The sequence below is a fragment of the Bacillus nakamurai genome (assembly GCF_001584325.1).
Lineage (GTDB): Bacteria > Bacillota > Bacilli > Bacillales > Bacillaceae > Bacillus > Bacillus nakamurai.
Genome location: NZ_LSAZ01000018.1, coordinates 20,884 through 45,857 on the forward strand (window position 1 = coordinate 20,884; position 24,974 = coordinate 45,857).

The window sequence follows — 24,974 nt, forward strand, 5'->3', positions numbered from 1 at the left end:
AGTACTGGTTTCTTTTTTATTGCTTTTTCATAAGCATGATATCAAGGTACAGCTGGCACCTTGTTCTGAAATCGCTTAAATTAATCGATGTCATGTCAAGAATCTGTTTGATACGGTAATTCAGTGTATTTTGATGAATAAAAAGCTGTTCTGCGGCTGGTTTTGTTTTGCAGTTATTGAGGAGATAGATTTCCAATGTTTTCAGCAGTTCAGTGCTGCTCTCTCGGTCCTTTGCTTTTAATAAAGCCAAATCATTGTTTACATACTCAAGGGAGGCGTTTTTTTCTTCGATGCTTTCAAGATAGCGATAAATCCCGAGTTTGCTGTATTCGTACGGGATATTTTCCTGGTTACCGGTAATCTCAGCGGCTTTTATCACTTCAAGCGCTTCTATATAGCTTTTACCGAGCTTCAGGATGCTGTTATACTCGTTGCCGATTCCGATATAGATGGGGGTGGGAATCTTCTGAAAATGAAAATGAGTTAACAGCTTGTGAATGAATTCTGACGCTGCCGAAGCGTCGGAGCTTTTTTGCGAAAAGCTTGCAACGACAATGACAATATTAGATTCGATCGTTAATACGTGGCTGACTTTATCACGCAAATTCAAGTACGATCTGATATTTTCCTTTAAATCTTCGACTGCTTCCCCATCCCCATTGGCGGCATGCAGAACGACAACTGAAAAAACCGAAGGCAGTACGGTATTGATCATTTCCGCTTCCCGTCTTAGCTCCTTTTCAGAGGAGAATTGCTGAAAGATTGCCCGTTTGACCAGATCCTCCGTTTTTTCTTCCTTTTCCTGTTTCAGCCGTTTCGTTTTATAAATAATTTTTCCGACATGGAAAGAAGTCTCGTATAAAAAGTCGAGCTCTTCATCCGTCAGATTCCGGTCAAGCTCCTGAATCCAGATGTAGCCCATCACTTCCCCTTTATGCTTAGCGCTTACAACTACCCTTTGGTTTAGTCCGATACTGTCTATTTTGTCGACACGGAACGGTTCAGGAACCGTTTTAAGTTTTTCGATCACCCCGTCCTTCAGAAATCTTTCAAAAATCTGCACCGGACATTTTTTCGAAAAAATAGTTTGCTGGTTGGCGGAGTCAAAATGGTTAATATAATAAGAATTATAGGCAAGCAAAAAGAAATCCGCACTTTCCAGAATCACAGGCTTCTGCAATTCATAACTGATGAAATCAATTAATTTATCAATGTCCGTAAATGAAAAAACTCTCTCTAAAAGCTCTTCCATACTTATTTCTCCTATGCTTTTTTTCTTTAATCATACTCTGTGCGGCGACTTTTTGTATAGAAAAAAATTCATATATTCCCAAAACAAAAAAATCGGGCCGCCTCCATTGTGAAAAGAGGAAAAAGGGGCTGTCCCTTCTTCCTCTCGTTACTTGCTGTTATTGTGAAAGTGTATCACGGTACTCATGAAACTGATCTGTGACATCTTTTGACGGAGCCTGTGTCAATAAGCTGACGACAAATACAGCAGCGAGGCTTGCAGCAAAGCCCGGAATGATTTCATACAGAAAGTCCGAAAGACCGGCATTCGCCCAAATGATTACGGTAATCGCTCCCGCAATCATGCCGGCGAGTGCCCCCCATTTAGTCATCCGTTTCCAAAATAAACTGAGCAGTACAACCGGCCCGAATGAAGCGCCGAAACCTGCCCAAGCATAGCTGACAAGCCCGAGTATCGTATTGTTTTTCTCCCAAGCGAGCACTAAGGCGATGATTGACACCGCAAGCACTGCCATACGCCCCAGAAATACCAGTTCCTTATCAGATGCTGAACGTCTGAACATCGACTTATACAAGTCCTCTACTAAAGAGCTGGATGTGACGAGCAGCTGGGACGAAATCGTACTCATAATGGCCGCTAAAATCGCGGAAATGAGAAATCCCGTAATGATTGGGTGGAACAGAATATTGCCGAGCTGAATAAAAATCGTTTCCGGGTCATTCAGCTTCATACCGTGCTGGTGATAATACGCGATTCCCGCAAGACCCGTAAGCAGCGCGCCGATTGCAGACAGAATCATCCATCCCATTCCGATTCGTCTGGCGCGTTTGATTTCTTTAACAGACGTGATCGCCATAAATCGCACAATGATATGCGGCTGTCCAAAGTAGCCAAGCCCCCACGCAAATAAAGAAATAATGCCTAATACGCTTGTTCCTTTGAATATATTAAACAGCTCCGGATTGACGGAACGGATGTCGGTCACTGTTTCTCCCGGACCGCCCGTGTGAAAAATCGTCACAATCGGTACGAGAATAAGTGCCGCAAACATAATAATGCCTTGGACAAAGTCCGTCCAGCTTACCGCCAGAAAGCCTCCAAACAAAGTGTACGCGACAACTACGCCCGTTACCACCCATAGGCCCGTATGGTATTTCATCCCTAAAATGCTGTTGAATAAGACGCCTCCGGATACCATGCCGGATGACACATAAAATGTGAAAAAGATGAGAATCACAAGACCCGAAAACAGTCTGAGAAGCTTCGTATGATCCCCGAAACGATTCTCAAGAAATCCCGGAATTGTAATGGAATTTCCCGCTTTTTCGGTATACGTCCTTAACCGCGGAGCCACATAAAGCCAATTCGCCCAAGCGCCGAGCACAAGCCCGATTGCAATCCAAGCGCCGCTTAAACCTGTGGAGAACATAGCTCCCGGCAGCCCCATTAAGAGCCAGCCGCTCATATCCGCCGCTCCCGCGCTGAGCGCTGTGACGGCAGGTCCTAAAGAACGTCCTCCGAGCATGTAATCCGTCAGATTCGACGTCCGTTTATAGGCGTAATACCCGATAAACAGCATGCCCGCCATATAGATACAAACCGAAATGATCAACTGTGTGTTTGCTATGGCATTTCCTCCTCCGTTTTTGGTGTTTATGGATAAAATGGACACCCCCGCGAGGAGGATGCCCATTCAGTCCCGCTTAAAACATTTCGCTGATTGTTTTCGCCTGCATATGAAGGGCCAAGTAATCCGGTCCGCCTGCTTTTGAGTCCGTGCCGGACATTTTGAAGCCGCCAAACGGATGGTAGCCGACAATCGCTCCCGTACAGTTGCGGTTGAAGTACAGGTTGCCCACATGGAACTCCTGTTTCGCACGTTCAATATGTTTGCGGTTGTTTGTGATTACCGCTCCTGTCAGACCGTATTCGGTATTGTTGGCTACCTCTAACGCCTCGTCAAAATCAGAGACTTTCGAGAAAGCGACGACAGGCCCGAAGATTTCTTCCTGCATTAATCTCGCTTTCGGATCAAGATCCGCGAAGATTGTCGGCTTGATGAAGTAGCCTTTTGAATCATCGCCGGTTCCGCCGCTCACTAAACGGCCTTCCTCTTTACCGATTTCAATATAGTTCATAATTTTATCATAAGAGCCTTGGTCAATGACAGGTCCCATATACACATCAGCACTGTCAGGGCTTGCCGTTACTTTTGATTCCGTGATTTCGATTACGCGCTCTAATACTTGATCATACACTTTTTCATGGACAACGGCACGTGAACCCGCAGAACATTTTTGGCCCGCAAATCCGAATGCTGATGTAAAGATTGATTGAGCGGCCAATTCAATATCCGCATCCTCGTCAACGACAACAGTGTCTTTACCGCCCATTTCAGCGATGACGCGCTTTAAGTGCTGCTGTCTAGGCTGTACTTTCGCCGCACGTTCGAAGATTCTCGTTCCGACTTCACGTGATCCCGTAAACGTGATGATGCTTGTTTTCGGATGATCGACAAGGTAGTCGCCCACTTCGGCGCCGCTGCCCGGCACAAAGTTCACAACGCCTTTCGGAAGGCCCGATTCTTCAAGCACTTCTACGAACTTTGCGGCGATGACAGGCGTCGCGCTTGCAGGCTTGAGAACGACCGTGTTTCCCGTTACGATCGGCGCCACTGTCGTTCCCGCCATGATCGCAAATAAGAAGTTCCATGGCGGAATGACAACCGTTACGCCGGTCGGTGTGTAGACGTATTGGTTTTTCTCGCCTTCGCGGCTGTTGACCGGCTTTCCTTTTGCCAATTCAACCATTTGGCGCGCATAGTATTCCATAAAGTCGATGGCTTCCGCGGTATCAGCATCAGCTTCATTCCAAGGCTTTCCGGCTTCTTTCACAAGAAGGGCGGAGAATTCGTGTTTTCTGCGGCGGACTTTGGCCGCAGCACGGAATAGAACAGCTGCTCTTTCTTCAGGAGAAGTGTATCTCCATTCCTCAAACGCTTTGGCGGCCGCTTCGATCGCCTGCTCCGCATGCTCCTGAGACGCTTTGGACACTCTGCCGACGACTTCTTCTTTGTTTGCTGGGTTAATAGATACGATTTTTGCTTCCGTCTCTACTTTTTCACCGTTGATCACGAGCGGATACTCTTTTCCTAAATATTCATTTACCGTTGCAAGCGCTTTCTTAAATTCTTCAACGTTAGATTGTTCTTGGAAATTAGTGAATGGTTCGTGTTTGTAAGGTGTAGTCATTGTCATCTCTCCCTTTTTACTTCTTTGTCATGCCTTTAAAAGCGAATGCGATGTTTGAGGGGCGTTCTGCGAGTCGTCTCATAAAGTAACCGTACCAATCATCTCCGTAAGGCAGGTAGACTCTCATGTTGTATCCTTCCTCGATCAGGCTGAGCTGGGTTTGCGAGCGCATGCCGTACAGCATTTGAAACTCAAACCGATCGTTTGGAATACCGTGCTCTTTGGCCAGCTGCTTTGTAAAATCAAGCATCTTGTCGTCATGCGTTGCAACAGCCGTATAGTGGCCCTTTAACAGCTGTTTGCGGATGAGTTTTTTATAATTTTCATCTACATCGCTTTTTTCAGGGTAGGCAACCTTCTCCGATTCTTTATAAGCTCCTTTGACAAGGCGCAGAAACGGATTCAGCGGATCGAGATCATCAAGATCCTTCTCCGTTCTGTATAAATAGGCCTGCACCACGGTGCTTACGTATTCATACCGGCTTCGGAAATCTTTAAAGATATCCAGCGTTTTCTGGCATCTCGTTTCATCCTCCATGTCAATCGTCACCATGACTTTATACTGTTCTGCCGTCTGAAGGATTTTCGTCATATTTTCATAGACGAGATCGAGATCTATATCAAGACCTAAAGATGTCATTTTCAGTGACACTTGGGAATTCAGCTGCTCGTGAGCAATTAAAGCGATTGTTTGCATGCACTCCTCGGTGCGTTCTCTCGCAACATCACTGCTGTTGACAAATTCCCCTAAATGATCGACAGTAACAGACAGCCCTTTGCCGTTCAAATGTCGAATCGTCGGGACCGAACTGCGAAAATCCATTCCTCCGATGATTTTGCCGGCTGCCACGCGGCTTCCCCAGTTTCTCGCCATTTTATTGAGAAAGTTGCTCTTGGATAAAAATAAGAAAAAATCTCTTGTAATCACTTCCAACCTTAACACCCCGCAATCTAAGAAGTATTTGTATGAGTATATTGTAAATGGACAAAACCTCCGCTCACAATATTCTCAAAATACAAAGATTCTGATTATTTTTGTGGTTTTCCCACAATCAGCTTCTTAGAGAGCAAGCGAATGATGCCGAAAAAAGGCGGGCGGGAATGACAGCATTCGTCAATTCCCGTTTTTACCTCCAAGCCTCTTCAACGGTTTGCATAAGCAGCTGATTCAGTTCCGGCGTAATATCCTTTTTCGCTGTTTTTACCGTTTTGGCATATTGGCTGAGGCGCTCAATCTCCTCTTCAATAAACGTATGAATGACGGCATTTCTTTGTTCTGCCGCCAGTTCATCACCGCTTTTTTTTCGTGCCAGCAGCGTATTGATTTCTGACATCAGCTTTTCGTCCGCCAGCAGCTCGTCTGCCAAAACAGAAAATGCCATCGGCGGAACGGAGCAGAACTTTTCAATCCATCGGCAGGCGAGAATCGGACGGAGGACATAAAAATACTTTTTAATCTTCACCTCACTGCCCTGCAATTCATTCTTTACATTCCGTTTCGCCATATTGAGATAGTGATAGACGCTTGCTTCAGGTGAAAACGCCCTGTTTTTCAGCTTCCGCAGCTGATCGGCAGCCGAAAAGGCTTCGTAATAGACTGTATCTGAGGAGAGCCATTCCAATAGGGGCGGGTTCGATTTTTTAAACAGCCGCAGCGCTTTCCTCAGCTCCCAGCCGCTGATGTCAAGCAAATCATGGATCGGCTCTTCGATGACGTCCCTCTGCGTCTCAATGGAAAAATACCATTCTTTTTTCGGTACATAGAGAAACCGGACATCGTAGTCGCTGTCCCTTGATGGAAACCCCCACGCGCGGCTGCCTGATTCCACGGCGTACAGCACTTTGACGCCATAATGTGTTTCAATGCGTTTTAGTTCTTCAATGATCCTTTGTTTCATCTGATCCATTCCTTTCCGTAAATCATTCCTTAAAAAAAGCCCAAATGAAACTTGGGCTTTCCACCGGCTGTCAGCCTTTCAAATGCGTTTTGAAAAATGCGAGCTTTTCCGTGTGGAAGGAAGGAATGTATTCATGGCCGAAATAACGGTATACCTTCAGCTCTTTTTCCGTTTCTAAATGATTGTATGCGGCAAATACCGTCGACGGCGGCGTTACGCGGTCGATCAGGCCGATGGACATGAGAACGGGCGCCTTCACCCGGTCTGCGAGATTGATGATGTCAAAATAGGAAAGGGTGTTCATCGCAGCTTTTTCTGTATCAGGGCTGCCGTTTTTTCTGAAAAAGGAATTAATCTCAAGATACGGCTGGTCAAGAGCTGCATCAATCGCCCGCTCAAAGTTGCTTAAGTATGGATAGTCCGCAGCCAGCGCCTTCGGAATGTCTGATAATCCCGCTGCCGCTATTGAGAGTCCGCCTCCCTGGCTGCCTCCGGTTACGCCGATTCTCGTTTCGTCCACTTCTTCAAAACCGCTGATGACTTCAAGGGCGCGGACGGCATCTAAGTAAACACCGCGGTAATAGTATGTATCTTTGTTTAAAATTCCTTTCGTCATCCAGCCGGGTACATGCCCGTGCGGCGAGATGATTGTGTCTTCGCTGCTGTGCTGGCCGCGGACGAGCATGCCGAACGCTGCATATCCGTGAAGCGCCCAATTGACGATGTCATGAATATCTCCGTCATAGCTCGCATTGTAGCCGTGATATTTAACGATTGCGGGATGCGGCCCTTTGCGGTCTGGAACGGCATACCAGCCCTCGATCGCTGCGCCGCCGAAGCTTTGGTATATCAGGCGGTACACTTTGACGCCATCGGCAGGATAGCTTGCAGGCGTTAATTCAGGATTCGCCTTTATCTTCGCAAGCTCTTCTAATGATGATGCCCAGAAATCCGTAAAGTCATGAGGAGCCGTTTTATTTGGTTTATAGGTTTGCAGTTGGTCGAGCGGCATATCGTATAATTGCATTCCGAGTAAACTCCTTTGTTTTATAAGATTTAATTTTCTGACTCTATATTATCACGGATCAGTTCCGGTTTTCTAAAATTTTTTTATTTTATCAAACGTTTGTTTAATGGCCGTCCGTCCCTCTGACGGTCAGCATGTGCATGTTGTTTAAAAGCCGTTTTCATTAAGGGGGCAAAACAATAAAAGCCGTGCGCTCACAGCGTCACGGCCCTTTTTACATCGGCTGATACAGATCCCAGCCGATTTTTAACGTTTCAACGATATAATCGGCAATTTCTTCGGGTTCAAGATTATCAGTTGCCACTTTTGAGTTATGTTTCTCATAGATGCTTTGGCGTTCATTAAAGAGCAGTTCCATTTCATCCATCGAGCGGTTATGCAGGACGGGACGGCTTTCAATCAGCAGGTCAGCCCGCTGCTTCCAGTTCTCCCATGATAAATCAAGATGGATCACAAGACAGTTTTCCAGGCAGCACTGCCTGATTTCCTCCTGCTTAAAGGAGCCGCCGCCAAGGGAAACAATTTTGAATTTCGTATTGCGGCAAATATCCAAAATGTATTCTTTCTCTGTTTGACGGAAAAAGGCTTCGCCCTTTTTCTCAAACATTTCGGGAATCGTCATCTTAAAATTCTTTTCAATCTGCAAATCAATATCAATAAAGTCTCTATATAATTTTTTAGCGACCAACTGGCCGATTGTTGTCTTTCCGACACCCATAAATCCAATTAGTACGATATTTCTTTCTCTTACGGGAATGGCACGTTTTGCGTTCATCTTCGGCGAAATCCTCCTAAGGAATGAAAAAGTTATGTTTATTATATGATAATTCAATATTGAAATATATAGATAATGTAATGAAGAAAACCCATCCTTTACATAAGGGATGAGTTTTTCTTTTTTATCTCAGTGTAATGCGTTCAATCTTTCCGACAATGAAAATATAAGAAAATGCCCCGATAAAGGCCACGGCTCCGACAAATAGAATCGCTCCGTTATATGAGCTTGTCGCAGCGACGATAAAACCGATGATGAGCGGCGTGAGGATGCCGGCCATATTGGCGAAAAAGTTAAATACGCCACCCGCCAGCCCGATGGTTTCGCTCGGAGCCACCTCACTCAGCATCGTCCACGAAATGTTGGACATCCCCTGGGCAAAAGAAGCAATTGATAATATCGTCACAATTTTGTATGCGCTCTCAAAAATATGTTGTCAGGTATACAGCCGCGATGGAAGGGCCGGTGACTATCACACTCAAACAATTTCGCTTTGTTTTTATCAAGCAGCTCGCGGCACAGGCAATAAATACAGCATTTGAGAAAAAGACCCGGCCGATCAATTGTTCAATCGCATGGAATTTTTCTTCATCTCACTGATGCCCGTTTTCCACCAGGCGCCGGCCTCTAATAGGCTCTGAGGCACTTCGGTTTTTTACCCTTCATATCATTCCCCATTTGCTTCGTAATGTTTAACGCTGCATACCCCATCGATATTATTTCGTTTGACGGACATTAAATTTATTGTATGGAATGTAATTTTCATTTCAGAGGCAGGATATTTGTTTGCCAATTGATTTTTCAGAAGAAACTGTATCAGAATTTTATACCTGTTTACCTATGACTTCACTAGGGAATTAGTAAACACACTACTTCGAATGTACGGGAGGATCATTGATGAAACTGAGCTTTTTGCACTGCAGGGTTTAAAAAACAGCATATTCTTGATGTCATTTCCTTCGCAAAGGAGCATTCGTTTGACGGAATAGATTTGTGGTACGGCCATGCTGAACAATATGAACAGCAAATCGGCCCCCTTGACAGGCTTCACAAGCAGCTTCAGGAAAAAGGAATAGAAGTGCCGGCCGTCAGCTTGTACACTGATTTCGTCTCTCAGGATGAGCGGCAGTCTGAACAAAACGTCCTCAAAGCATTAAACGCCGCGAGACAGCTGCACAGCCCCCTGATCAGAGTATTTGCGGGGAATCTTCCTTCGCACCGGACATCACCGGAAAAGTGGCAGAGCGCCGTCGGCCAATTTCAGAAGGCAGCCTGGCTGGCGGATGACTATGAGGTCAATATCGGACTTGAGATTCATTACGATACGTATGCAGATACGCCGGAAGCAGCGCTGGCGTTTTTAGAGGATGTCGGGCACCCCCGGCTCCGCACGATTTTTGACGGTTCCAATCTCCACGTCAATCACATTGACCAATTGGCGGCTTTAGAAAAGCTGTTTCATACCGTCAGCCATGTTCATTTAAAAAGCTATCACTGGAATTTTGACAATTGGTATGTAAGTAAGCCGACACCTGTCTGTCAGGGGGATTTAGATCAGGAACATTTTTTGAAAGAATTAATGAACAGGCAATATGAAGGGTTTGTGTCGCTTGAATACTTCGGCGATCAGGCTGCGGCGCACATTAAAGAATCACTCACAGAAATTGAGCATTTTTTTAATAAGTAACAAAAGAACACCCCTTTTCAGAAGGAATGTCGATGTGTAGAAAAACACATTTTTTATAAAAAATTTTTCAAAAAGAAAGAATTTATTGGATTATAATCTAAATATTAGAATTGTAACAAATTAATTGGAAAAGGGAGTGTTCGAAATGAAATTGAAAAAAGTATTAACCGGTTCTGCCTTGTCTCTTGGTTTACTTTTGTCTGCTGCTCCTGCCTTTGCCGCCTCGCCAACAGAATCAGCTTCTGTTGAAAAAAGCACAATCTCATCCAAAGACGATGTCAGCATTAACGCCATTAAACTTGTTCAAAGCCCTAATGGGAATTTCGCTGCCTCTTTCGTGTTAGATGGAACAACATGGATTTTCAAAAGCAAATATTATGATAGCAGTAAAGGCTATTGGGTAGGGATCTATGAAAGTGTAGATAAGTAATTAAACTTCTTCAGGCTGCCGGGAAAAGCCCGCAAGCCTTGCAGAGGAAAATCAAAAACCTCCCTTTCAAAAAGGGAGGTTTTTTAGGCCTATTTCCACCAATCATCAAACATAGAGGCCGGCACCTGTCGTTTATGCTCCGTGCTCATATAGCGTTTCTCGAGCGCCTCAGATACTTCGGCTGAGACCTTTTTGCCTTCTAAATAGTCATCGATGTCATTGTATGTGATGCCGAGTTCGGTTTCGTCCGTTTGCTGCGGTTTGTCATCCAGCAGGTCGGCTGTCGGTAATTTCAGGTACAGGCGTTCCGGCGCACCCAGCTCCTCTAATAAACGTCTCCCCTGACGCTTGGTTAAGCCTGTCAGCGGCAATACATCGGCACCGCCGTCTCCGTACTTCGTAAAGAAACCAGTCACCGCTTCCGCAGCATGATCGGTTCCAATGACGAGCAAACCTTCTTGTCCGCCGATAGCATATTGGGCGATCATTCTCGTTCTGGCCTTTACATTTCCTTTGTTAAAGTCAGACAGCTGATCTCCGGTTTCTTTTTTGTATTGATCAGCAAATGCGCTGACTGTGGTTTTAATGTCAAATGTCCAAGATTTGTCAGGTTTGATAAATTTGAGCGCCATTTGGGCGTCATCCTCGTCCTGCTGTGTGCCGTGCGGCAGACGGACGGCGATGAATTCCGCGTTTCCGCCTTCTTCTCTGATGCTTTCAACGGCCATTTGAGCGAGACGGCCCGCAAGCGTTGAATCCTGGCCGCCGCTGATGCCTAACACAAAGCCTTTCGCACCCGTTTTTTTCACATATTGTTTAAGAAAATTCACTCTGTCCTCAATTTCTTGTTTCGGATCAATTGAGGGCTTTACATGTAGATCGTTCATAATATGCTGCTGCATGCTCATCCCAATCACTCCTCCTGCACTGTTCTTTCTCATTCATTTCCCTCTCATGATGAAAATGAATCATGCCACTATGTAATTTGACTCTACTAAATATAGCACAGGTGCCGTTTTTAAGTGAACCATACACGCCGGGATCAGCTGATTTCCACCCGCAGCGCCGTGACGCTTTCTCCATTGCATTTGCCTTTTTCAATCGGGCATGACGAAAAAGCAACGACGAGATCCATCTCCGCCCGAAGCCGCACATAATCGCCGGCGTCAGACAGCGGCGTCTCGACAGACAAATTCCCCTTTTCATCAAGCACCGTATTCATAAAGATCGCGAACGGATAATGCATATGCGGCCGCGGCACACCAAACTGTTCAAGAGCCCCGCTCATATTGTCATAACACGTATCCTGCAGCTCGTCTTTATGCTTTCCGTACAAGAGCCTGTTCATATCCGGGCGGCATGCCGGAAGAAGAAGATCGTGCTTGCCCACCGTATCTTCAATTAACGTCAGCATCGGCTTATACAAATTCGAATAAATATGATCGCCGACTTTTACATTGATGGACTGGTTGGCATCAATCGTCGCGCCCTGATCAAGGTGCTCATAAAAATCCTTGGCATGGTACGCCGTAAAGTCAGCCACCTGCTGTCCTTCCACATCAACCACTTTAATGATTTGCCCTTTATGCACCTTCAGCCCAAGTCCTTTTTTCGGCGGAACGATAAATTGCTGTGTCATCAGCCTGCTCCTTTTTTCTTCTATTATGAGCGGCGGCCGTTTGTTTCATGTAACGTTCAGCAAATTATTGGATGTATATTCCCCGTCTCTGGGCAGCACTCTAATCTTTGATAAAGGGGTTGAACTTTCATGGGTAAATCACAGGACCAGCCTAAGGGAAATCTGGCCTGGTGGCAGCTGTCCTTAATCGGCATCGGCTGCACAATCGGAACCGGCTTCTTTCTTGGTTCCAGCATCGCCATTGTCAAAAGCGGATTTTCCGTGCTTATCTCGTTTCTCATCGCCGGGCTCGGCACGTACTTTGTCTTTGAACAGCTCGCAAAGCTTTCGGCAAAGCAGCCCGAGAAAGGGTCTTTTTGTGCTTATGCGAGAAAAGCTTTCGGCACATGGGCCGGTTTCAGCAACGGATGGGTATACTGGTCGTCAGAAATGCTGATCACCGGGAGCCAGCTGACAGCCATCTCGCTGTTTACGAAACATTGGTTTCCGAATGTGCCGCTTTGGGTATTCGCCTCGATCTATGCGGTTCTCGGTCTGTTGATTATTTTTACGGGCCTGTCCGTTTTTGAAAAAACAGAGCATGTTCTCGCCGTTGTGAAGACGGCGGCGATTTTTATGTTTATCATCATCGCCGTTTTAGCGCTGTGCGGCATTTTTTCATCTCACAAACCGGACATGCACGTTCCGAGTCAATCAAAACATTTGTTTCCTTACGGAGCAATGGGATTATGGACGGGGCTGATTTACGCATTTTATGCATTTGGGGGAATTGAAGTCATGGGGCTCATGACGGTTCATTTGAAAAAGCCTGAAGAAGCGGCAAAGTCGGGTAAACTGATGCTCGCCGTTTTGGCGGTCATTTACGTCATATCCATCGGACTTGCGCTGCTTTTAGTGCCTTTACACAAATTTACCGAGCAGGACAGCCCGTTTATTACATCTCTTAAAGGCTTTCATTTGGATGTCGTCCTTGATATTTTTAACGGCATTTTTATTATTGCGGGTTTTTCTACGCTCGTCGCTTCTCTGTTTGCGGTCACGACATTGCTATGTACAATGGCTGATGACGGGGATGCGCCAAAATGCTTTACATTAAAAGAAGGAAAAAAGGTATGCTGGCCGGCGCTCGGACTGACGTTTGCCGGGCTGATCGTTTCGATCATTTTGTCATTGGTGCTGCCGAAAAATATTTATGAACACATGACAACTGCGGCGGGGCTGATGCTTCTTTTTACGTGGATGTTTATTCTCTTCTCCAGCAAGAAGCTTACCGAACCGACAATGATGGGGAACACGCAGATTTTTGCCGCTATGGTGCTCATTATCGCGGCTGTATCCGGCACGCTGTTTGAGAAATCAAGCAGGCCCGGTTTCTTTGTCAGCTTATGTTTTCTCGCCATCATTGCCGTTGTCACGTGGATTGTGCAAAAAAAGCAGGGACAGCGCCCTGCCGATTCATAAGTTATTTTGTCTGTTTAAATAATCCTTTCAAATAAGAAAAGGGGCATTTTGACACCTGCTTTTCATCATCACGGAGGAAATATTGCTTCCATTCTAAATTGTCTTGTCCTCCGTACCATCCTAAATGAGGATGAAGCGGGGCTTCGTCATATGCCTCTAAACGTTTTCTGATCAGCCGGCTCATGTTCCGTCCGAACTCGGTTGAATCATTCAGCTCCTCGAATACCCATCTGGGCTGAAACGCCAGCATAAAAAACGGGAAGCTCCTGCTTTGTCTCGCTTCATGTGCAGGCGTCGCACACAAGATAAAATACGGCTCGCCGTCAAAACAAAATTCCCACTTATAATGTTCCGGATCTTTCGGAAAGTCTTCAGGCCAATCTTTCGGGTCGTGCTCACTCAGCCGGTTTAAAAATGACCAGAACAGCTCCTCATATTCCTCAATTGAGTAATGCTCCGCCAAATCTTCGGGCGTATCAAAGAGCACAAGCAACGACGCATATTTTCCGGTATGCCTTGATATCTTTCCGTATTCCGACAATAAGAGCCCCAGCTCCTCAGCCGTCGTCTGCTTTCGGGGATCACCCGCAAAGGAAATACGGAGCTGATCTGTCAAAAAGCCCTGACGGCCGGGTATGCACGGAAACATATCTGCCCCCACTTTCTCAGAAAAGAGCTCAAAGGCGATTCTCTGCCAATTTGTCAGATCCAATAATTTTTGCTCGAGGCAACTTTTTGTGTATAGTATGCTTGCCATCGACCCACCTCCAGTATCGTCAAGATACGATATGAAGGAGATAGGCGATGGGTGACAGTCTTTCTCTTTACGAAATGAGCAATTGAATGCCCTGCCATCCGAAATATAAACCAAACGCAATGAGTGATAAACCCGCAGCAACTGTCAGCCCCCTCAGCGCTTTTTCATGAAGCAGACTTCTGAATGTACTCGCTGCAATGGCCATGCAAAAATCCCAGATTAAAATGCCGAGAAGAATGCCGGAGCTGTAGATCAGAAGCTGGTTCGCGTTGAAGGATTCGGCGGTTTTGGCGAGGATGCTGCCGTAAATGCCAAGCCAAAATAAAATGCTCAGCGGATTAGAAAGAGAAATAAAAAATCCTGATCCAAACGTTTTGTAAAATGCCGGCTTTCCTCTCCCGCTCCGTACATTCATGGCTTCCCTTATATTTTTTAACGTCTCAATTCCCGTATAGGTCAACACAAAAAAACCGAATAGCCACAAAAATGTTTTCACCAGCGGAGCAGTCAAAAAATGGGACAGCCCGAAATAAATCAGGATCATATACAGCGCATCCGCCAGCATGGCGCCGAGGCCGAAAACCCACGCATGCCAAAAGCCGTTTTTGATGCCTTTGTCAATTTGCGCTGCATTGACCGGTCCGACAGGTGCGGACAATGACAGCCCGAGAACGATGTAGCTTAAAAAAATGTTCATTGGCTTCCCCCTCATTCATGCAACTTGTACAAGTTATTCGGGAATCGGCCGGGCTATGATACATTATTTTAATTTCTCAAGCTCTTGCTCCATAATATCCGTTGCTTTTCCTAAAAAATCAAATATCAGTTCAAGCTCTTCATCTTTATATTGCCGGCAAAGGCTGATCGTGGACTGGGATAAGGAGCTGAACAGCTGCTTCACATGGGTCTTCCCGGCTGTTAACGGCACAATGATAACCCGCCTTCTGTCTTCGGGGTCTTTTTTTCTCATCGCATATCCCGCTTTTTCAAGCCTGTCGATAAGAGCCGTAACCGAACCCGTGCTGAGTCCTGTTTTCTTTCCGAGCTCCCCTGCGGTCATCGGCCCTAATTCATTTAAAATATCAGCCGATTTTAAATCGGTGGGAAACAGACCGAGAGATTGAGCGGCGGCCTGATGAAACAGGATCGTCCGGGTAGCCATCTTTCGAAAAAGCTGTATAGCAGTTTCCTCCCTCTCACTTCTGGCATTTCTTGTTGACAACTGACAGTCCTCCCTATAAAATCAATTTATCTTGACGATCAAGATAATTAACGACCAAAGTAATATGATCATAGCAAATCTGATCATAAAAAGTAAGTATAGGAGGAAAAAAGTATGGAACCAAAAGCCGCAAAGGACGCCTCGACGAAGTTTGTCGTCCTCGGGCTGCTGCTGGGCATTTTAATGTCGGCTATGGATAATACAATCGTGGCCACTGCGATGGGAAATATTGTGGCTGATCTCGGAAGCTTTGATAAGTTCGCATGGGTCACCGCGTCTTATATGGTTGCCGTCATGGCCGGTATGCCGATTTACGGCAAGCTGTCTGATATGTATGGGCGAAAGCGTTTCTTTTTATTCGGACTTATTCTTTTCTTAATCGGGTCTGCATTATGCGGAATCGCCCAAACGATGGATCAGCTCATTATTTACCGTGTCATTCAGGGAATCGGCGGGGGCGCGCTGATGCCAATCGCCTTTACCATCATTTTTGATTTATTTCCGCCTGAGCAGCGCGGAAAAATGTCGGGCATGTTCGGCGCCGTTTTCGGCCTGTCCAGTGTTCTCGGACCGCTTTTAGGAGCACTCATCACCGACTCTATCAGCTGGCACTGGGTGTTTTATATCAATGTGCCGATCGGCATTTTATCCCTGTTCTTCATTCTTCGTTATTATAAGGAATCTCTTGAGCACAAAAAGCAAAAAATTGACTGGGCCGGCGCTATTACTTTAGTGGTGTCTATTGTATGCCTTATGTTTGCGCTTGAGCTCGGAGGCAAAACGTATGACTGGAATTCCGTTCAGATCATCGGCCTGTTTGCCGTATTTGCAGTTTTCTTTATTGCCTTCTTTATTGTAGAAAGAAAAGCGCAGGAACCGATTATATCGTTTTGGATGTTTAAAAACCGTTTGTTTGCCACGGCGCAGATTTTGGCTTTCCTTTACGGAGCCACGTTTATTATTTTAGCCGTGTTCATTCCGATTTTTGTTCAAGCTGTGTACGGAAGCTCTGCGACAAGCGCGGGCTTTATTTTGACGCCGATGATGATCGGTTCGGTCATCGGCAGTATGATCGGCGGAATCTTTCAAACGAAAGCGAGTTTCCGAAATTTAATGCTGATTTCGGTTGTCGCTTTCTTTATCGGAATGCTGCTGCTTTCCAATATGACACCGGATACCGCACGGGCGATGCTGACAGTATTCATGCTGATTACCGGATTCGGCGTCGGCTTTAACTTCTCACTGCTTCCGGCAGCGTCTATGAACGACCTTGAGCCGCGTTTTCGCGGAAGCGCCAATTCAACAAACTCCTTTTTGAGATCATTCGGCATGACTCTCGGCGTTACCATTTTCGGAACCATTCAGACGAATGTGTTTTCGAATAAGCTGTCAGATGCCTTCAGCGGCATGAAAGGAGCGGGCGGCGCGATGCAAAATATAGGCAGTCCCCAGGAGATTTTCCAAGCCGGCACGCGCTCTCATATTCCGCCGCAAATCTTAGATAAGATTATTGACGCGATGTCCCAAAGCATCACATACGTCTTTATGCTTGCTTTGGCACCGATTGTCATTGCAGCTATTACCATTTTGTTTATGGGAAAAGCGAGAGTGAAAACCTCTCAGGAAATGGCGAAAAAAGCGAACTAAAAAAGCAGTACATGGCATTTGTCATGTGCTGCTTTTTCGTTTACTCAGCAAAATGCGGGGCAAGAATATCCTTCAGCACATTTGCGCTGTGAGTGAATTGCGCTTGTTCCTTTTCATTCAGCGCAAGCTCTGTCACGCCGGCAATGCCGTTCCGATTCACGACAGCCGGGACGCCGATATATACGTCATCAGCACCGTATTGGCCGTCTATATACGTGCTGACGGTTAATATGCTGTTTTCATTACGCAAAATCGCTTTCGTAATACGGGCCAGGCTCATCGCCACTCCGTAATACGTCGCGCCTTTTTTCTCAATCATATGATAAGCCGCGTTTTTCACATCATCGACAATTTGATCAAGCTCTTCCTGCTTGTACGCTTCATTTTTCTCTAACAATTGCTGGACGGGCACTCCGCCGACATTCGCATGGCTCCAAACCGGAAGCTCTGTATCACCGTGCTCGCCGATAATGTGGGCATGTACGTTTTTCGGCGCCGCGCCGAAGTATTCACTCAGCATATACCGGAATCTTGCAGAATCCAGTGTTGTGCCGCTGCCGATGACACGTTCCTTCGGCAGGCCGCTGAATTTCCAAGTCGCATATGTCAGAATATCAACCGGATTTGTTGCGACAAGGAAAATGCCGTCAAACCCGCTTGCCATCACTTCACTGACAATGCCTTTAAAAATAGCCAGATTCTTTTCAACCAGTTCAAGCCTTGTTTCGCCCGGTTTCTGGTTTGCCCCGGCACAGATGCACACAATATCGGCATCCTTACAATCTTCATATGTGCCGTAAGATGTTTTAACCGGATGAGGCGCAAATGCCTTCCCGTGATTTAAATCCATCACATCTCCCATGGCTTTTTCTTTATTTACATCAATGATCACGAGTTCATCCGTGATCCCTTGGTTTATTAACGCAAACGCATAACTGCTTCCAACAAAACCTGCTCCGATTAATGCTACCTTGTTCACTCGTTCGTTCATCATGTATGCTCATCCTCCAGTGTTTCGTGGTGTTTGTTTTGTTTGTGAAGTATTTCACATTTATATTGTGCAGTATTTCACAAAATATTGCAAGAGAAAAGTTTTATTTTTTAAGATAATCGGCTGGAAGGAAAATAAGGAAATAAGACTATGACATGCAGACTGTTGTCCTTTTTCAATACGAAGGGAGAATAAAGGCTGATGTATGATGAAAATATTGGTGAACAGATGGCGGCTTTTCTGGTTAATCTTCTGATCATGTACCTTCTCATTCTTTTCGTGCCTCTCACGTTATATGCCGGAAGGCCGCTGATTACTTTGTTTTTTCATCTTCATCAGCTTGCTTGTGCTCTGCCATATTTTGATGCCGCCTACGAAGTGCAGGGGTAAAAAGCCAGTCCCTGCTTGAAAGCAAGCAGGGTTTTTTCAGCTTTTTTTGCGAGATCTTCTATAAATCAGCCTTACTGCAACATAACGGAGCAGGAAAATAAAGATGCTGCATACGAGAAACAAAGCGATCAATTTCAGCCATCCTGTAAAGTGATGCGGGATTCCTTGGTCATACATAGTAATCAGCGTAATGATCACGGAAACGGCCAGCGTTTCCCCCATTTGCCGTCTGATTTGTTTTTTAAATGTTTCTTCAGAATGAATAACCGGCAGCAAAATCCCCGATGCAGCTGCTCTGATGCAATAATAAACGATGATAATGAAGAAAACCGCCAAGCTTCCGGCCCATTCTCTAAACGGACAATCTAACACAAGTCCGCGTACGATGATGTCGAGCAAAGACAGGGTGCCTATAAGCATTCCGACTTCTGACCAGATAATTCGTTCTTTCTCTTTCACACTCTCACTCTTTCCATTCACGCTTGAAAGTCTGTTACGCTGATTATTCATGACTTCCTCCCGTACTTTTAGGAATGGCTTACACCTCTCATTATATCTCGCCAGTTCATAATGATAAACTGATATCCTCAGCAAAATGTTCTTTAATAAGGCCCCCATTTGATCAAAACGCCTATGCAGATGAACACAAGGCCGATGACAAACCAAATCAGCGCGAGCGGTACCATGAAGCGGAGCCACTTCACGTATGGAATGCCGCTTGCCGCCAGCACCGCCATCAGGACGCCCGATGTCGGGTTCACACAGTTCACAACTCCTTCCCCTAGCATCACCGCTTCAACCGCGACCTGTCTAGTAATTCCCATCAAATCAGCGAGCGGAGCCAATATCGGAATAAACACAACAGCCTCTCCCGACCCAGATGAAATGAGAAAATGAAGCAGGGCGCTGGCGACATACATTCCGATCGCGCCGGCCATCGGGCTGAAGCCGTGTAAAAGAGACGCAAGCCCATTGACAACCGTATCAAGCAGTTTTCCGCTTTCCAAAATAACGGAAATGCTTCTCGCCATTCCGACGATCAGCGCCCCGTATACCAGGCCCTGACAGCCCGTGATAAACGTTTTTGCTATATCGTTTGCCGCCATTCCCCCTATCAGCCCCGAAGCGATAGACATAAAAATAAACACGGCGGCCATCTCCGAATCAGACCAGCCGAATGTAAGGGCGCCGTATAAAAATCCGGCAAGCGACAGGGCGGAAACAGCCAAAATGAGCTTATGGCGAACAGTAAACAGGACAGGCTTGTCCTCCGATTCAGAAGCCTGCGGAGCGGGGGCCGATGCCGGAAACCAATTGCTTCCCAATAAACTGGCATCCTTTGATTTCTTCAATTTTCCAGTATACCGATAAATATATAAAATAGAGGAAAGCAAAAAACATATGTAGATCGCCACACGCAATCCGATGCCTGAAAATAGCGGCAGCTCGGCAATACTTTGTGACAAACCAAGCGGCGAAGGAGATAAAATCGTAGCATTAAATCCAGCATAGCAGCCGATATAAATGACGGCCGCGCCGGCCATGGCGTCCCATTTCAGCGAACGGGCGACAATCAGACCGATTGGAATAAAGCCGATCACCGAATTCACAACGATTCCTGTCGTGCCGAGAATTGAAAATAAGGCGCCGACGATAGCGATAAATAACAGCTGTTTTGTGCGGAACGTACTGATGACATTATTGATCAAGCCATTAATGGCCCCCGTTTTTTCTAAAATCGCAATGGTGCCTCCGGTAAACAGAATTAAAAAGATAATGGGCGCCGAGCTTGTCATTCCTTCTTGAATAGCGGTAAAAAAACCGATCGGGCTGACCGGAGATTGGTCAAGCGAATGATAGCTTCCCAGCACCGCGGACGTCACGCCGGCCTTTGTCACCCTGTCAAATTCCCCCGCCGGAACGACATACGACGCAACCGCGCATAACAAAGCGACAATAAACAGCAAAACATAGGCATCCGGCATGGTAAATGTTTTTCTCTTTTTCAATACAGGTTCAGCCTTCGGCACAGTCATATGTATCACCATCCTGTTTTAAATTTATAAACTATTCAGAAAATACAGATATGTGCTATATTATAAACAGACCTATATCTTGTTTCAATATAAAAAAATAAAGAAATGAAACAGCTTTTGAAGGAGGACAAATGGCTTGGACAGACTCACAGACAATGAGAAACAGACAATTATGGATATTTTCGATCATCTGCACGCCCATCCTGAAGTGAGCTGGAAGGAGTATAAAACAACTGAGTTTCTGGCAGAAAGATTGAAAAAGGCTGGCTGCCGGATTCGCACTTTTTCTGATTGCACAGGGGTCGTCGGCGAAATTGGAGAAGGCTCCCCCGTCGTGGCGGTTCGGGCGGATATCGACGCGCTTTGGCAGGAGGTGGACGGCACCTTTCAGGCAAACCATTCCTGCGGGCATGATTCACATATGACGATGGCGCTCGGCACGCTGATGCTTTTGCAAAAACAGCCGCAGCTTCCGAAGGGCACAATCCGCTTTATTTTTCAGCCGGCCGAAGAAAAAGGCGGCGGCGCGCTGAAAATGATCGAAGAAGGCGTGCTTGATGACGTTGATTTCTTATACGGCGTGCACGTGCGCCCCATACAGGAAACGGCGAACGGCCGCTGCGCCCCTTCCATTCTGCACGGTTCCAGCCAGCATATCGAAGGGCTGATTATAGGAGAGGAAGCACACGGCGCGAGACCGCATCTCGGCATTAATAGTATTGAAATTGCAGCGCTTTTGGTCCAAAAGCTCAGCTTCATTCATATTGATCCGGCTATCCCCCATTCCGTCAAGATGACAAAGCTCCAAGCCGGGGGGGACAGCTCCAACATCATTCCCGGAAAAGCATCCTTCAGCCTTGACCTGCGCGCCCAGACAAATGCCGCAATGGAAAAGCTGACCGAAGAAACAGAAAGAGCCTGCGAGGCCGCGGCCGCCGCTTTTGGGGCGAAAATTGAACTGCAAAAAGAGCACAGCCTCCCGGCGGCTTCACGAAACAAGCAAGCGGAAGCCGTCATGGCCTCAGCGATCCGTGACATTCTCGGTGAAGAAAATCTGGATGAACCGCTCGTGACAACCGGAGGCGAGGATTTCCACTTCTACGGCGTCAAGGTCCCAAATCTCAAAACCACTATGCTTGGCCTGGGCTGCGGGCTTCAGCCCGGTCTTCATCACCCGCACATGACGTTTGATCGAAGCGCCATATATACCGGCGTTGAGATTTTAACGGCCGCTGTGCTTACATCGTTTGATACATAAAAAAAGCAGCCCGTCATCAGGGCTGCTTTTTTCTTACTTCTTCAGATCTTCTATTGAATTGACGTTTTTCATATATTGAGGAACGACCAGGCCCATCTTCACGCCTGTCAAACTTGTTCCTACATCATCAAATTTCCCTTTGTATTTGGCTGCATAGGCTTTATGGGTATTCGGAAGCCATGCAGATAGGGATGCATCCGCACTGCCCGTAGCGATCGCAGTCCACATCGGGCCTGCTTCAACTTGGGTCAGCTTCACGTCATAGCCAAGGTCTTGAAACACTTTTCCGACTACATTCGTACTCGCGATCTCACTGTCCCAAGCCACATAGGCAAGGTTGATTTTATCGCCCTTCACCTTATGAGCGCCTTTTGTCCATTGAGCCACTTGATCCTTATGTTTTTTCACAAAATCAGCGGCCGCTTTAGCCGGTTTTTCGCCTTCTTCAACGGCGATCATGACTTCTCCCATATCGTCCTGCGTCCAATTAAACTGGCTCAGAACTTTTGCCGCGTTCGGCTGTTCCTTGCTGAAGCCCGTTCTTGTAATCGTATGAATCTGTTCGGCAGTACCGTACGTTTTTTTCGGGTCATCGAGGAATTTCAGCTTGTATCTGGAGAACATCCAGTGCGGCGTCCAGCCCGTCACGATGATCGGTTTTTTCCGGTCATATGATTTTTTTAATGTCGCCGTCATTGCGGCACTTGACGCTGAGATGACATTCCAGTCTTTTAATCCGTAGTCCTTCACAGCTTCATCTGTCAAAGCCATGATGCCTGAACCCGGATCAATACCGATAATGGTCTTGTTGACCTGGGCCGCAGCCGTTGCTTGACCATCAGTCTGCGAACCGCAGGCAGCCAGGGAAAGAGCCAGGGCAGCGGTAACGCCGACACCGATGATTTTCTTAAGCATCAGGCATTCCCCCTGCTCTTTTTCTTCACTTTAATGTTTTGCGTAATACGGTCAAGCGTAATCGCGACGATAACGATCGCGATACCCGCTTCTACTCCGACACCGGTTTTCAATTGTGTCACGGCGCTGTATACTTCAGAACCGAGCCCCGGCGCACCGACCATGGCCGCGATAACAACCATTGATAACGCCAGCATGATGCTTTGGTTAATTCCGGCAAGAATCGTTTTTGTAGCAAGCGGCAGCTGAACTTTAAACAAACGCTGGGACGTCGTTGAACCGAACGCTTCCGTCGCTTCAATCAGATCAGCCGGAACCTGTTTAATACCGAGCACAGTCATGCGGATTGTCGGAGGCATCGCGAAAATAACAGATGCTACGACTCCGGGCACAACCCCGATATTAAAGAAGAAAATCGCAGGCAATAGGTATACGAAAGCAGGCATGGTCTGCATTAAGTCTAAAATCGGTGTGACAATTCGGCGGACCGTTTCTTTTTGAGACGCCCACACCCCGATCGGAACCCCGATAATAATTGAAATCAAAACGGAGGTCACAACAAGCGCCAATGTTTGCAGCATCGGTGACCAGTACCCTAAATAATCAATGACAAGGAATCCGATTAATGTAAAGAGTGCAATTCCTCTCGTACTGATCCACCAAGCGAGAGCTGCAAAAATAACAGTTAATAAAATAGACGGGATATAACCCAAACCGCTCACAATCGCGTTTACAAAAGCGGCTAAGCCGTTTGAGATTCCGTCAAAGAAACCTCCGAACGTCATGGTAAGCCAGTCAACAAACCGGTCAACGATATCTGCTAAAGGAATTCTAGGCAATCTGTCCATTTACTTCACCCCCTGAACAGAAGAATCCTGTGCTTGTTCAGCAGAATCTTCAACATTGATATAATCGTTATTGCCTGAAAGCGCGCCGATTAATGCACCTTTTACGACAATGCCTTTCATGCGCTCTTTATCGTCCGTAACGGCGATCGGAATGTTCGCGTCAGACACAACGTCGAAAATCTCCGTCAAGTATGTGCTTTCGTGCACTGTCGTGAATTCTGTGTTTAAAATATCCTGCAGCGATAAATCGGATTCGACCGCTTTTTTCGCATCCGCCGCATGAATGACGCCGAGAAGCTGCTTTTGCTTATCAACGGCGTAAATAGAAGAAATACCCAAGTTCTTCATGAGCTGGAGCGCTACGCGAGGCCCTTTGTCAATCCGCACGGTTTCAGCGCGCTTCATGATATGGCCCGCTGTCAGGACTTTCGATAAATCAACGTCTTCAACGAATTTTTCAACATATTCATTGGACGGGCTCATCAGAATTTCTTCCGGTGTCCCGATCTGAACGATGTTACCGTCTTTCATCAGCACGATTCTGTCACCGATCCGCAATGCTTCATCGAGGTCATGCGTGATGAAGATGATCGTTTTGCCGACAGAGTCATGAAGATCGAGCAGCTCATCCTGCATATCTTTACGGATCAGCGGATCAAGCGCACTGAAGGCTTCATCCATCAGAAGAATGTCAGGATCGTTCGTCAGCGCACGTGCAAGGCCGACACGCTGCTGCATTCCTCCGCTGAGCTGATCCGGATATTGATGTTCAAATCCTTCAAGGCCGACAAGCTTAAGCGAGTCAAGGGCTTTTTGCTCACGCTCTTTTTTGTCAACGCCTTGAAGCTCCAGGCCGTATTCCGTATTTTCAAGAATCGTTCTGTGCGGAAACAGCGCAAATTTTTGAAAGACCATGCTGATTTTTTTCCGGCGCACTTCCCGGAGCTGGTCTTTTGACATATTTGTTATCATGTCACCATCAATATAGATATTCCCGGCAGTCGGTTCAATAAGCCGGTTTAACAGCCGCACTAAAGTTGATTTACCGCTCCCCGATAGACCCATGATGACAAATATCTCCCCATCATAAACATCAAAGTTTGCTTGATTGACACCAACGGTTGATCCGGTTGCTTTCAGGATCTCTTTTTTATTCTTTCCGTTGGACAGCATCTGAATGGCTTTTTTTGTCTGTTTCCCAAATACCTTAGATACATTTTCGACTTTTATCTTAATTGGTTTCTCATCCGAATTCATATTTTCCCTCCATAATAAGCAATCTTTAATACCGTAACATGTTTGTAACAAGTCAAACAAACAGCATAATCCCTTCTATTTTGTATCATTACTTTAAAAACATCCCTGTGACTTATTTTCCTCTGGCATGCTTCTAAATACTCTCTAATCCTCCTTAATTAATATAAATTATGGGGAAAATTGAGCTTTTATCAGTCTTGAGAACGCTTTCTCCGAATGTGCCGGCAACTGAA

At 46.2% G+C, this 24,974-nt stretch carries 24 protein-coding genes and 1 pseudogene; 6 read left to right on the plus strand and 19 right to left on the minus strand.

Annotation, left to right across the window (positions count from 1 at the left end; genetic code table 11):
• Positions 1–16 precede the first annotated feature (16 nt).
• From putR to AXI59_RS19325, 8 genes and pseudogenes are all read right to left on the minus strand, one after another.
• Entirely contained in the window at positions 17–1,252 is a 1,236-nt protein-coding gene (putR, locus tag AXI59_RS10000) for a proline utilization transcriptional regulator PutR (RefSeq protein ID WP_061519963.1), read from the minus strand.
• Positions 1,253–1,409: 157 nt separating this feature from the next.
• Positions 1,410–2,864 carry a sodium/proline symporter PutP gene (gene putP / locus AXI59_RS10005; protein WP_082791756.1) on the minus strand — a complete coding sequence of 485 codons (1,455 nt, stop codon included), beginning with the start codon at positions 2,862–2,864 and terminating at the stop codon, positions 1,410–1,412.
• Between the two features lie 91 nt (positions 2,865–2,955).
• Positions 2,956–4,503: an L-glutamate gamma-semialdehyde dehydrogenase gene (gene pruA, locus AXI59_RS10010; protein WP_061528081.1), complete on the minus strand. Its 1,548-nt coding sequence runs from the start codon at positions 4,501–4,503 to the stop codon at positions 2,956–2,958.
• A 16-nt stretch (positions 4,504–4,519) separates the two neighbouring features.
• On the minus strand, positions 4,520–5,431 hold the full coding sequence (locus tag AXI59_RS10015) for a proline dehydrogenase family protein (protein WP_156476258.1): 912 nt from the start codon (positions 5,429–5,431) through the stop codon (positions 4,520–4,522).
• Between the two features lie 199 nt (positions 5,432–5,630).
• The gene (locus AXI59_RS10020) at positions 5,631–6,401 is read right to left on the minus strand and encodes a nucleotidyltransferase domain-containing protein (RefSeq protein WP_061528082.1); all 771 of its coding nucleotides are present in this window, start codon (positions 6,399–6,401) and stop codon (positions 5,631–5,633) included.
• A 70-nt stretch (positions 6,402–6,471) separates the two neighbouring features.
• Positions 6,472–7,428, minus strand: coding sequence for a cephalosporin C deacetylase (cah, locus tag AXI59_RS10025; RefSeq protein ID WP_061528083.1), 957 nt, complete (start codon positions 7,426–7,428; stop codon positions 6,472–6,474).
• A 214-nt stretch (positions 7,429–7,642) separates the two neighbouring features.
• Positions 7,643–8,203 carry a shikimate kinase gene (locus tag AXI59_RS10030; protein ID WP_061528084.1) on the minus strand — a complete coding sequence of 187 codons (561 nt, stop codon included), beginning with the start codon at positions 8,201–8,203 and terminating at the stop codon, positions 7,643–7,645.
• Positions 8,204–8,327: 124 nt separating this feature from the next.
• Positions 8,328–8,615, minus strand: a pseudogene (locus AXI59_RS19325) (MFS transporter); the annotation flags it as partial.
• A gap of 528 nt (positions 8,616–9,143) precedes the next feature.
• On the opposite strand from AXI59_RS19325, the gene AXI59_RS10045 reads away from it, so the two are divergent.
• Positions 9,144–9,890: a sugar phosphate isomerase/epimerase family protein gene (locus AXI59_RS10045; protein WP_061528087.1), complete on the plus strand. Its 747-nt coding sequence runs from the start codon at positions 9,144–9,146 to the stop codon at positions 9,888–9,890.
• Between the two features lie 145 nt (positions 9,891–10,035).
• Complete coding sequence (locus tag AXI59_RS10050) at positions 10,036–10,320, plus strand: antimicrobial peptide LCI (RefSeq protein WP_061528088.1); 285 nt, start codon at positions 10,036–10,038, stop codon at positions 10,318–10,320.
• A gap of 89 nt (positions 10,321–10,409) precedes the next feature.
• Here AXI59_RS10050 and nadE read toward each other — a convergent pair whose 3' ends face one another.
• Both nadE and AXI59_RS10060 read right to left on the minus strand, forming a co-directional pair.
• Positions 10,410–11,228, minus strand: a complete 819-nt coding sequence (gene nadE / locus AXI59_RS10055) for an ammonia-dependent NAD(+) synthetase (protein ID WP_061528089.1) — start codon at positions 11,226–11,228, stop codon at positions 10,410–10,412.
• A gap of 134 nt (positions 11,229–11,362) precedes the next feature.
• Positions 11,363–11,959, minus strand: coding sequence for a DUF1989 domain-containing protein (locus AXI59_RS10060; protein ID WP_061519972.1), 597 nt, complete (start codon positions 11,957–11,959; stop codon positions 11,363–11,365).
• Between the two features lie 129 nt (positions 11,960–12,088).
• Here AXI59_RS10060 and AXI59_RS10065 point away from each other — a divergent pair, with 129 nt between their 5' ends.
• On the plus strand, positions 12,089–13,420 hold the full coding sequence (locus AXI59_RS10065; protein ID WP_061528090.1) for an amino acid permease: 1,332 nt from the start codon (positions 12,089–12,091) through the stop codon (positions 13,418–13,420).
• Position 13,421: 1 nt separating this feature from the next.
• Here the strand turns inward: AXI59_RS10065 and AXI59_RS10070 are convergent, their stop codons facing one another.
• The 3 genes from AXI59_RS10070 to AXI59_RS10080 all read right to left on the minus strand — a co-directional run bounded on the left by AXI59_RS10070 (position 13,422) and on the right by AXI59_RS10080 (position 15,399).
• A complete protein-coding gene (locus AXI59_RS10070) occupies positions 13,422–14,177 on the minus strand; it encodes a YqcI/YcgG family protein (protein WP_061528091.1) in 756 nt (251 codons plus the stop codon).
• 67 nt (positions 14,178–14,244) lie between these two features.
• Positions 14,245–14,874 (minus strand): LysE family translocator, encoded by a 630-nt coding sequence (locus tag AXI59_RS10075; RefSeq protein ID WP_061519975.1) that lies wholly within the window; start codon positions 14,872–14,874, stop codon positions 14,245–14,247.
• Positions 14,875–14,937: 63 nt separating this feature from the next.
• A complete protein-coding gene (locus AXI59_RS10080) occupies positions 14,938–15,399 on the minus strand; it encodes a MarR family transcriptional regulator (protein ID WP_061519976.1) in 462 nt (153 codons plus the stop codon).
• Between the two features lie 114 nt (positions 15,400–15,513).
• Here AXI59_RS10080 and AXI59_RS10085 point away from each other — a divergent pair, with 114 nt between their 5' ends.
• The gene (locus AXI59_RS10085) at positions 15,514–17,046 is read left to right on the plus strand and encodes an MDR family MFS transporter (protein WP_061519977.1); all 1,533 of its coding nucleotides are present in this window, start codon (positions 15,514–15,516) and stop codon (positions 17,044–17,046) included.
• Positions 17,047–17,086: 40 nt separating this feature from the next.
• Here the strand turns inward: AXI59_RS10085 and AXI59_RS10090 are convergent, their stop codons facing one another.
• On the minus strand, positions 17,087–18,040 hold the full coding sequence (locus tag AXI59_RS10090) for an L-lactate dehydrogenase (RefSeq protein WP_061519978.1): 954 nt from the start codon (positions 18,038–18,040) through the stop codon (positions 17,087–17,089).
• Positions 18,041–18,238: 198 nt separating this feature from the next.
• Here AXI59_RS10090 and AXI59_RS20000 point away from each other — a divergent pair, with 198 nt between their 5' ends.
• Complete coding sequence (locus tag AXI59_RS20000) at positions 18,239–18,427, plus strand: hypothetical protein (protein ID WP_061519979.1); 189 nt, start codon at positions 18,239–18,241, stop codon at positions 18,425–18,427.
• Positions 18,428–18,463: 36 nt separating this feature from the next.
• Here AXI59_RS20000 and AXI59_RS10100 read toward each other — a convergent pair whose 3' ends face one another.
• Together AXI59_RS10100 and AXI59_RS10105 are read right to left on the minus strand one after the other, a co-directional pair.
• The gene (locus AXI59_RS10100; protein WP_061528092.1) at positions 18,464–18,937 is read right to left on the minus strand and encodes a DUF6773 family protein; all 474 of its coding nucleotides are present in this window, start codon (positions 18,935–18,937) and stop codon (positions 18,464–18,466) included.
• A 92-nt stretch (positions 18,938–19,029) separates the two neighbouring features.
• Positions 19,030–20,463 (minus strand): YfcC family protein, encoded by a 1,434-nt coding sequence (locus tag AXI59_RS10105; RefSeq protein WP_061528093.1) that lies wholly within the window; start codon positions 20,461–20,463, stop codon positions 19,030–19,032.
• A 172-nt stretch (positions 20,464–20,635) separates the two neighbouring features.
• Between AXI59_RS10105 and AXI59_RS10110 the strand changes: the two genes are divergently transcribed.
• A complete protein-coding gene (locus AXI59_RS10110) occupies positions 20,636–21,721 on the plus strand; it encodes a M20 peptidase aminoacylase family protein (RefSeq protein WP_420806846.1) in 1,086 nt (361 codons plus the stop codon).
• A gap of 33 nt (positions 21,722–21,754) precedes the next feature.
• Here AXI59_RS10110 and AXI59_RS10115 read toward each other — a convergent pair whose 3' ends face one another.
• Genes AXI59_RS10115 through opuAA form a run of 3 tightly spaced genes read right to left on the minus strand, consistent with a single transcriptional unit; the run spans position 21,755 to position 24,741 of the window.
• Positions 21,755–22,636, minus strand: a complete 882-nt coding sequence (locus AXI59_RS10115) for a glycine betaine ABC transporter substrate-binding protein (protein ID WP_061528095.1) — start codon at positions 22,634–22,636, stop codon at positions 21,755–21,757.
• Positions 22,636–23,484, minus strand: a complete 849-nt coding sequence (gene opuAB, locus AXI59_RS10120; RefSeq protein WP_061528096.1) for a glycine/proline betaine ABC transporter permease subunit OpuAB — start codon at positions 23,482–23,484, stop codon at positions 22,636–22,638. Before opuAB ends, AXI59_RS10115 begins: the two co-directional genes overlap by 1 nt.
• Positions 23,485–24,741: a glycine/proline betaine ABC transporter ATP-binding protein OpuAA gene (opuAA, locus tag AXI59_RS10125; RefSeq protein WP_061519984.1), complete on the minus strand. Its 1,257-nt coding sequence runs from the start codon at positions 24,739–24,741 to the stop codon at positions 23,485–23,487. It abuts the gene before it with no gap.
• Positions 24,742–24,974 lie beyond the last annotated feature (233 nt).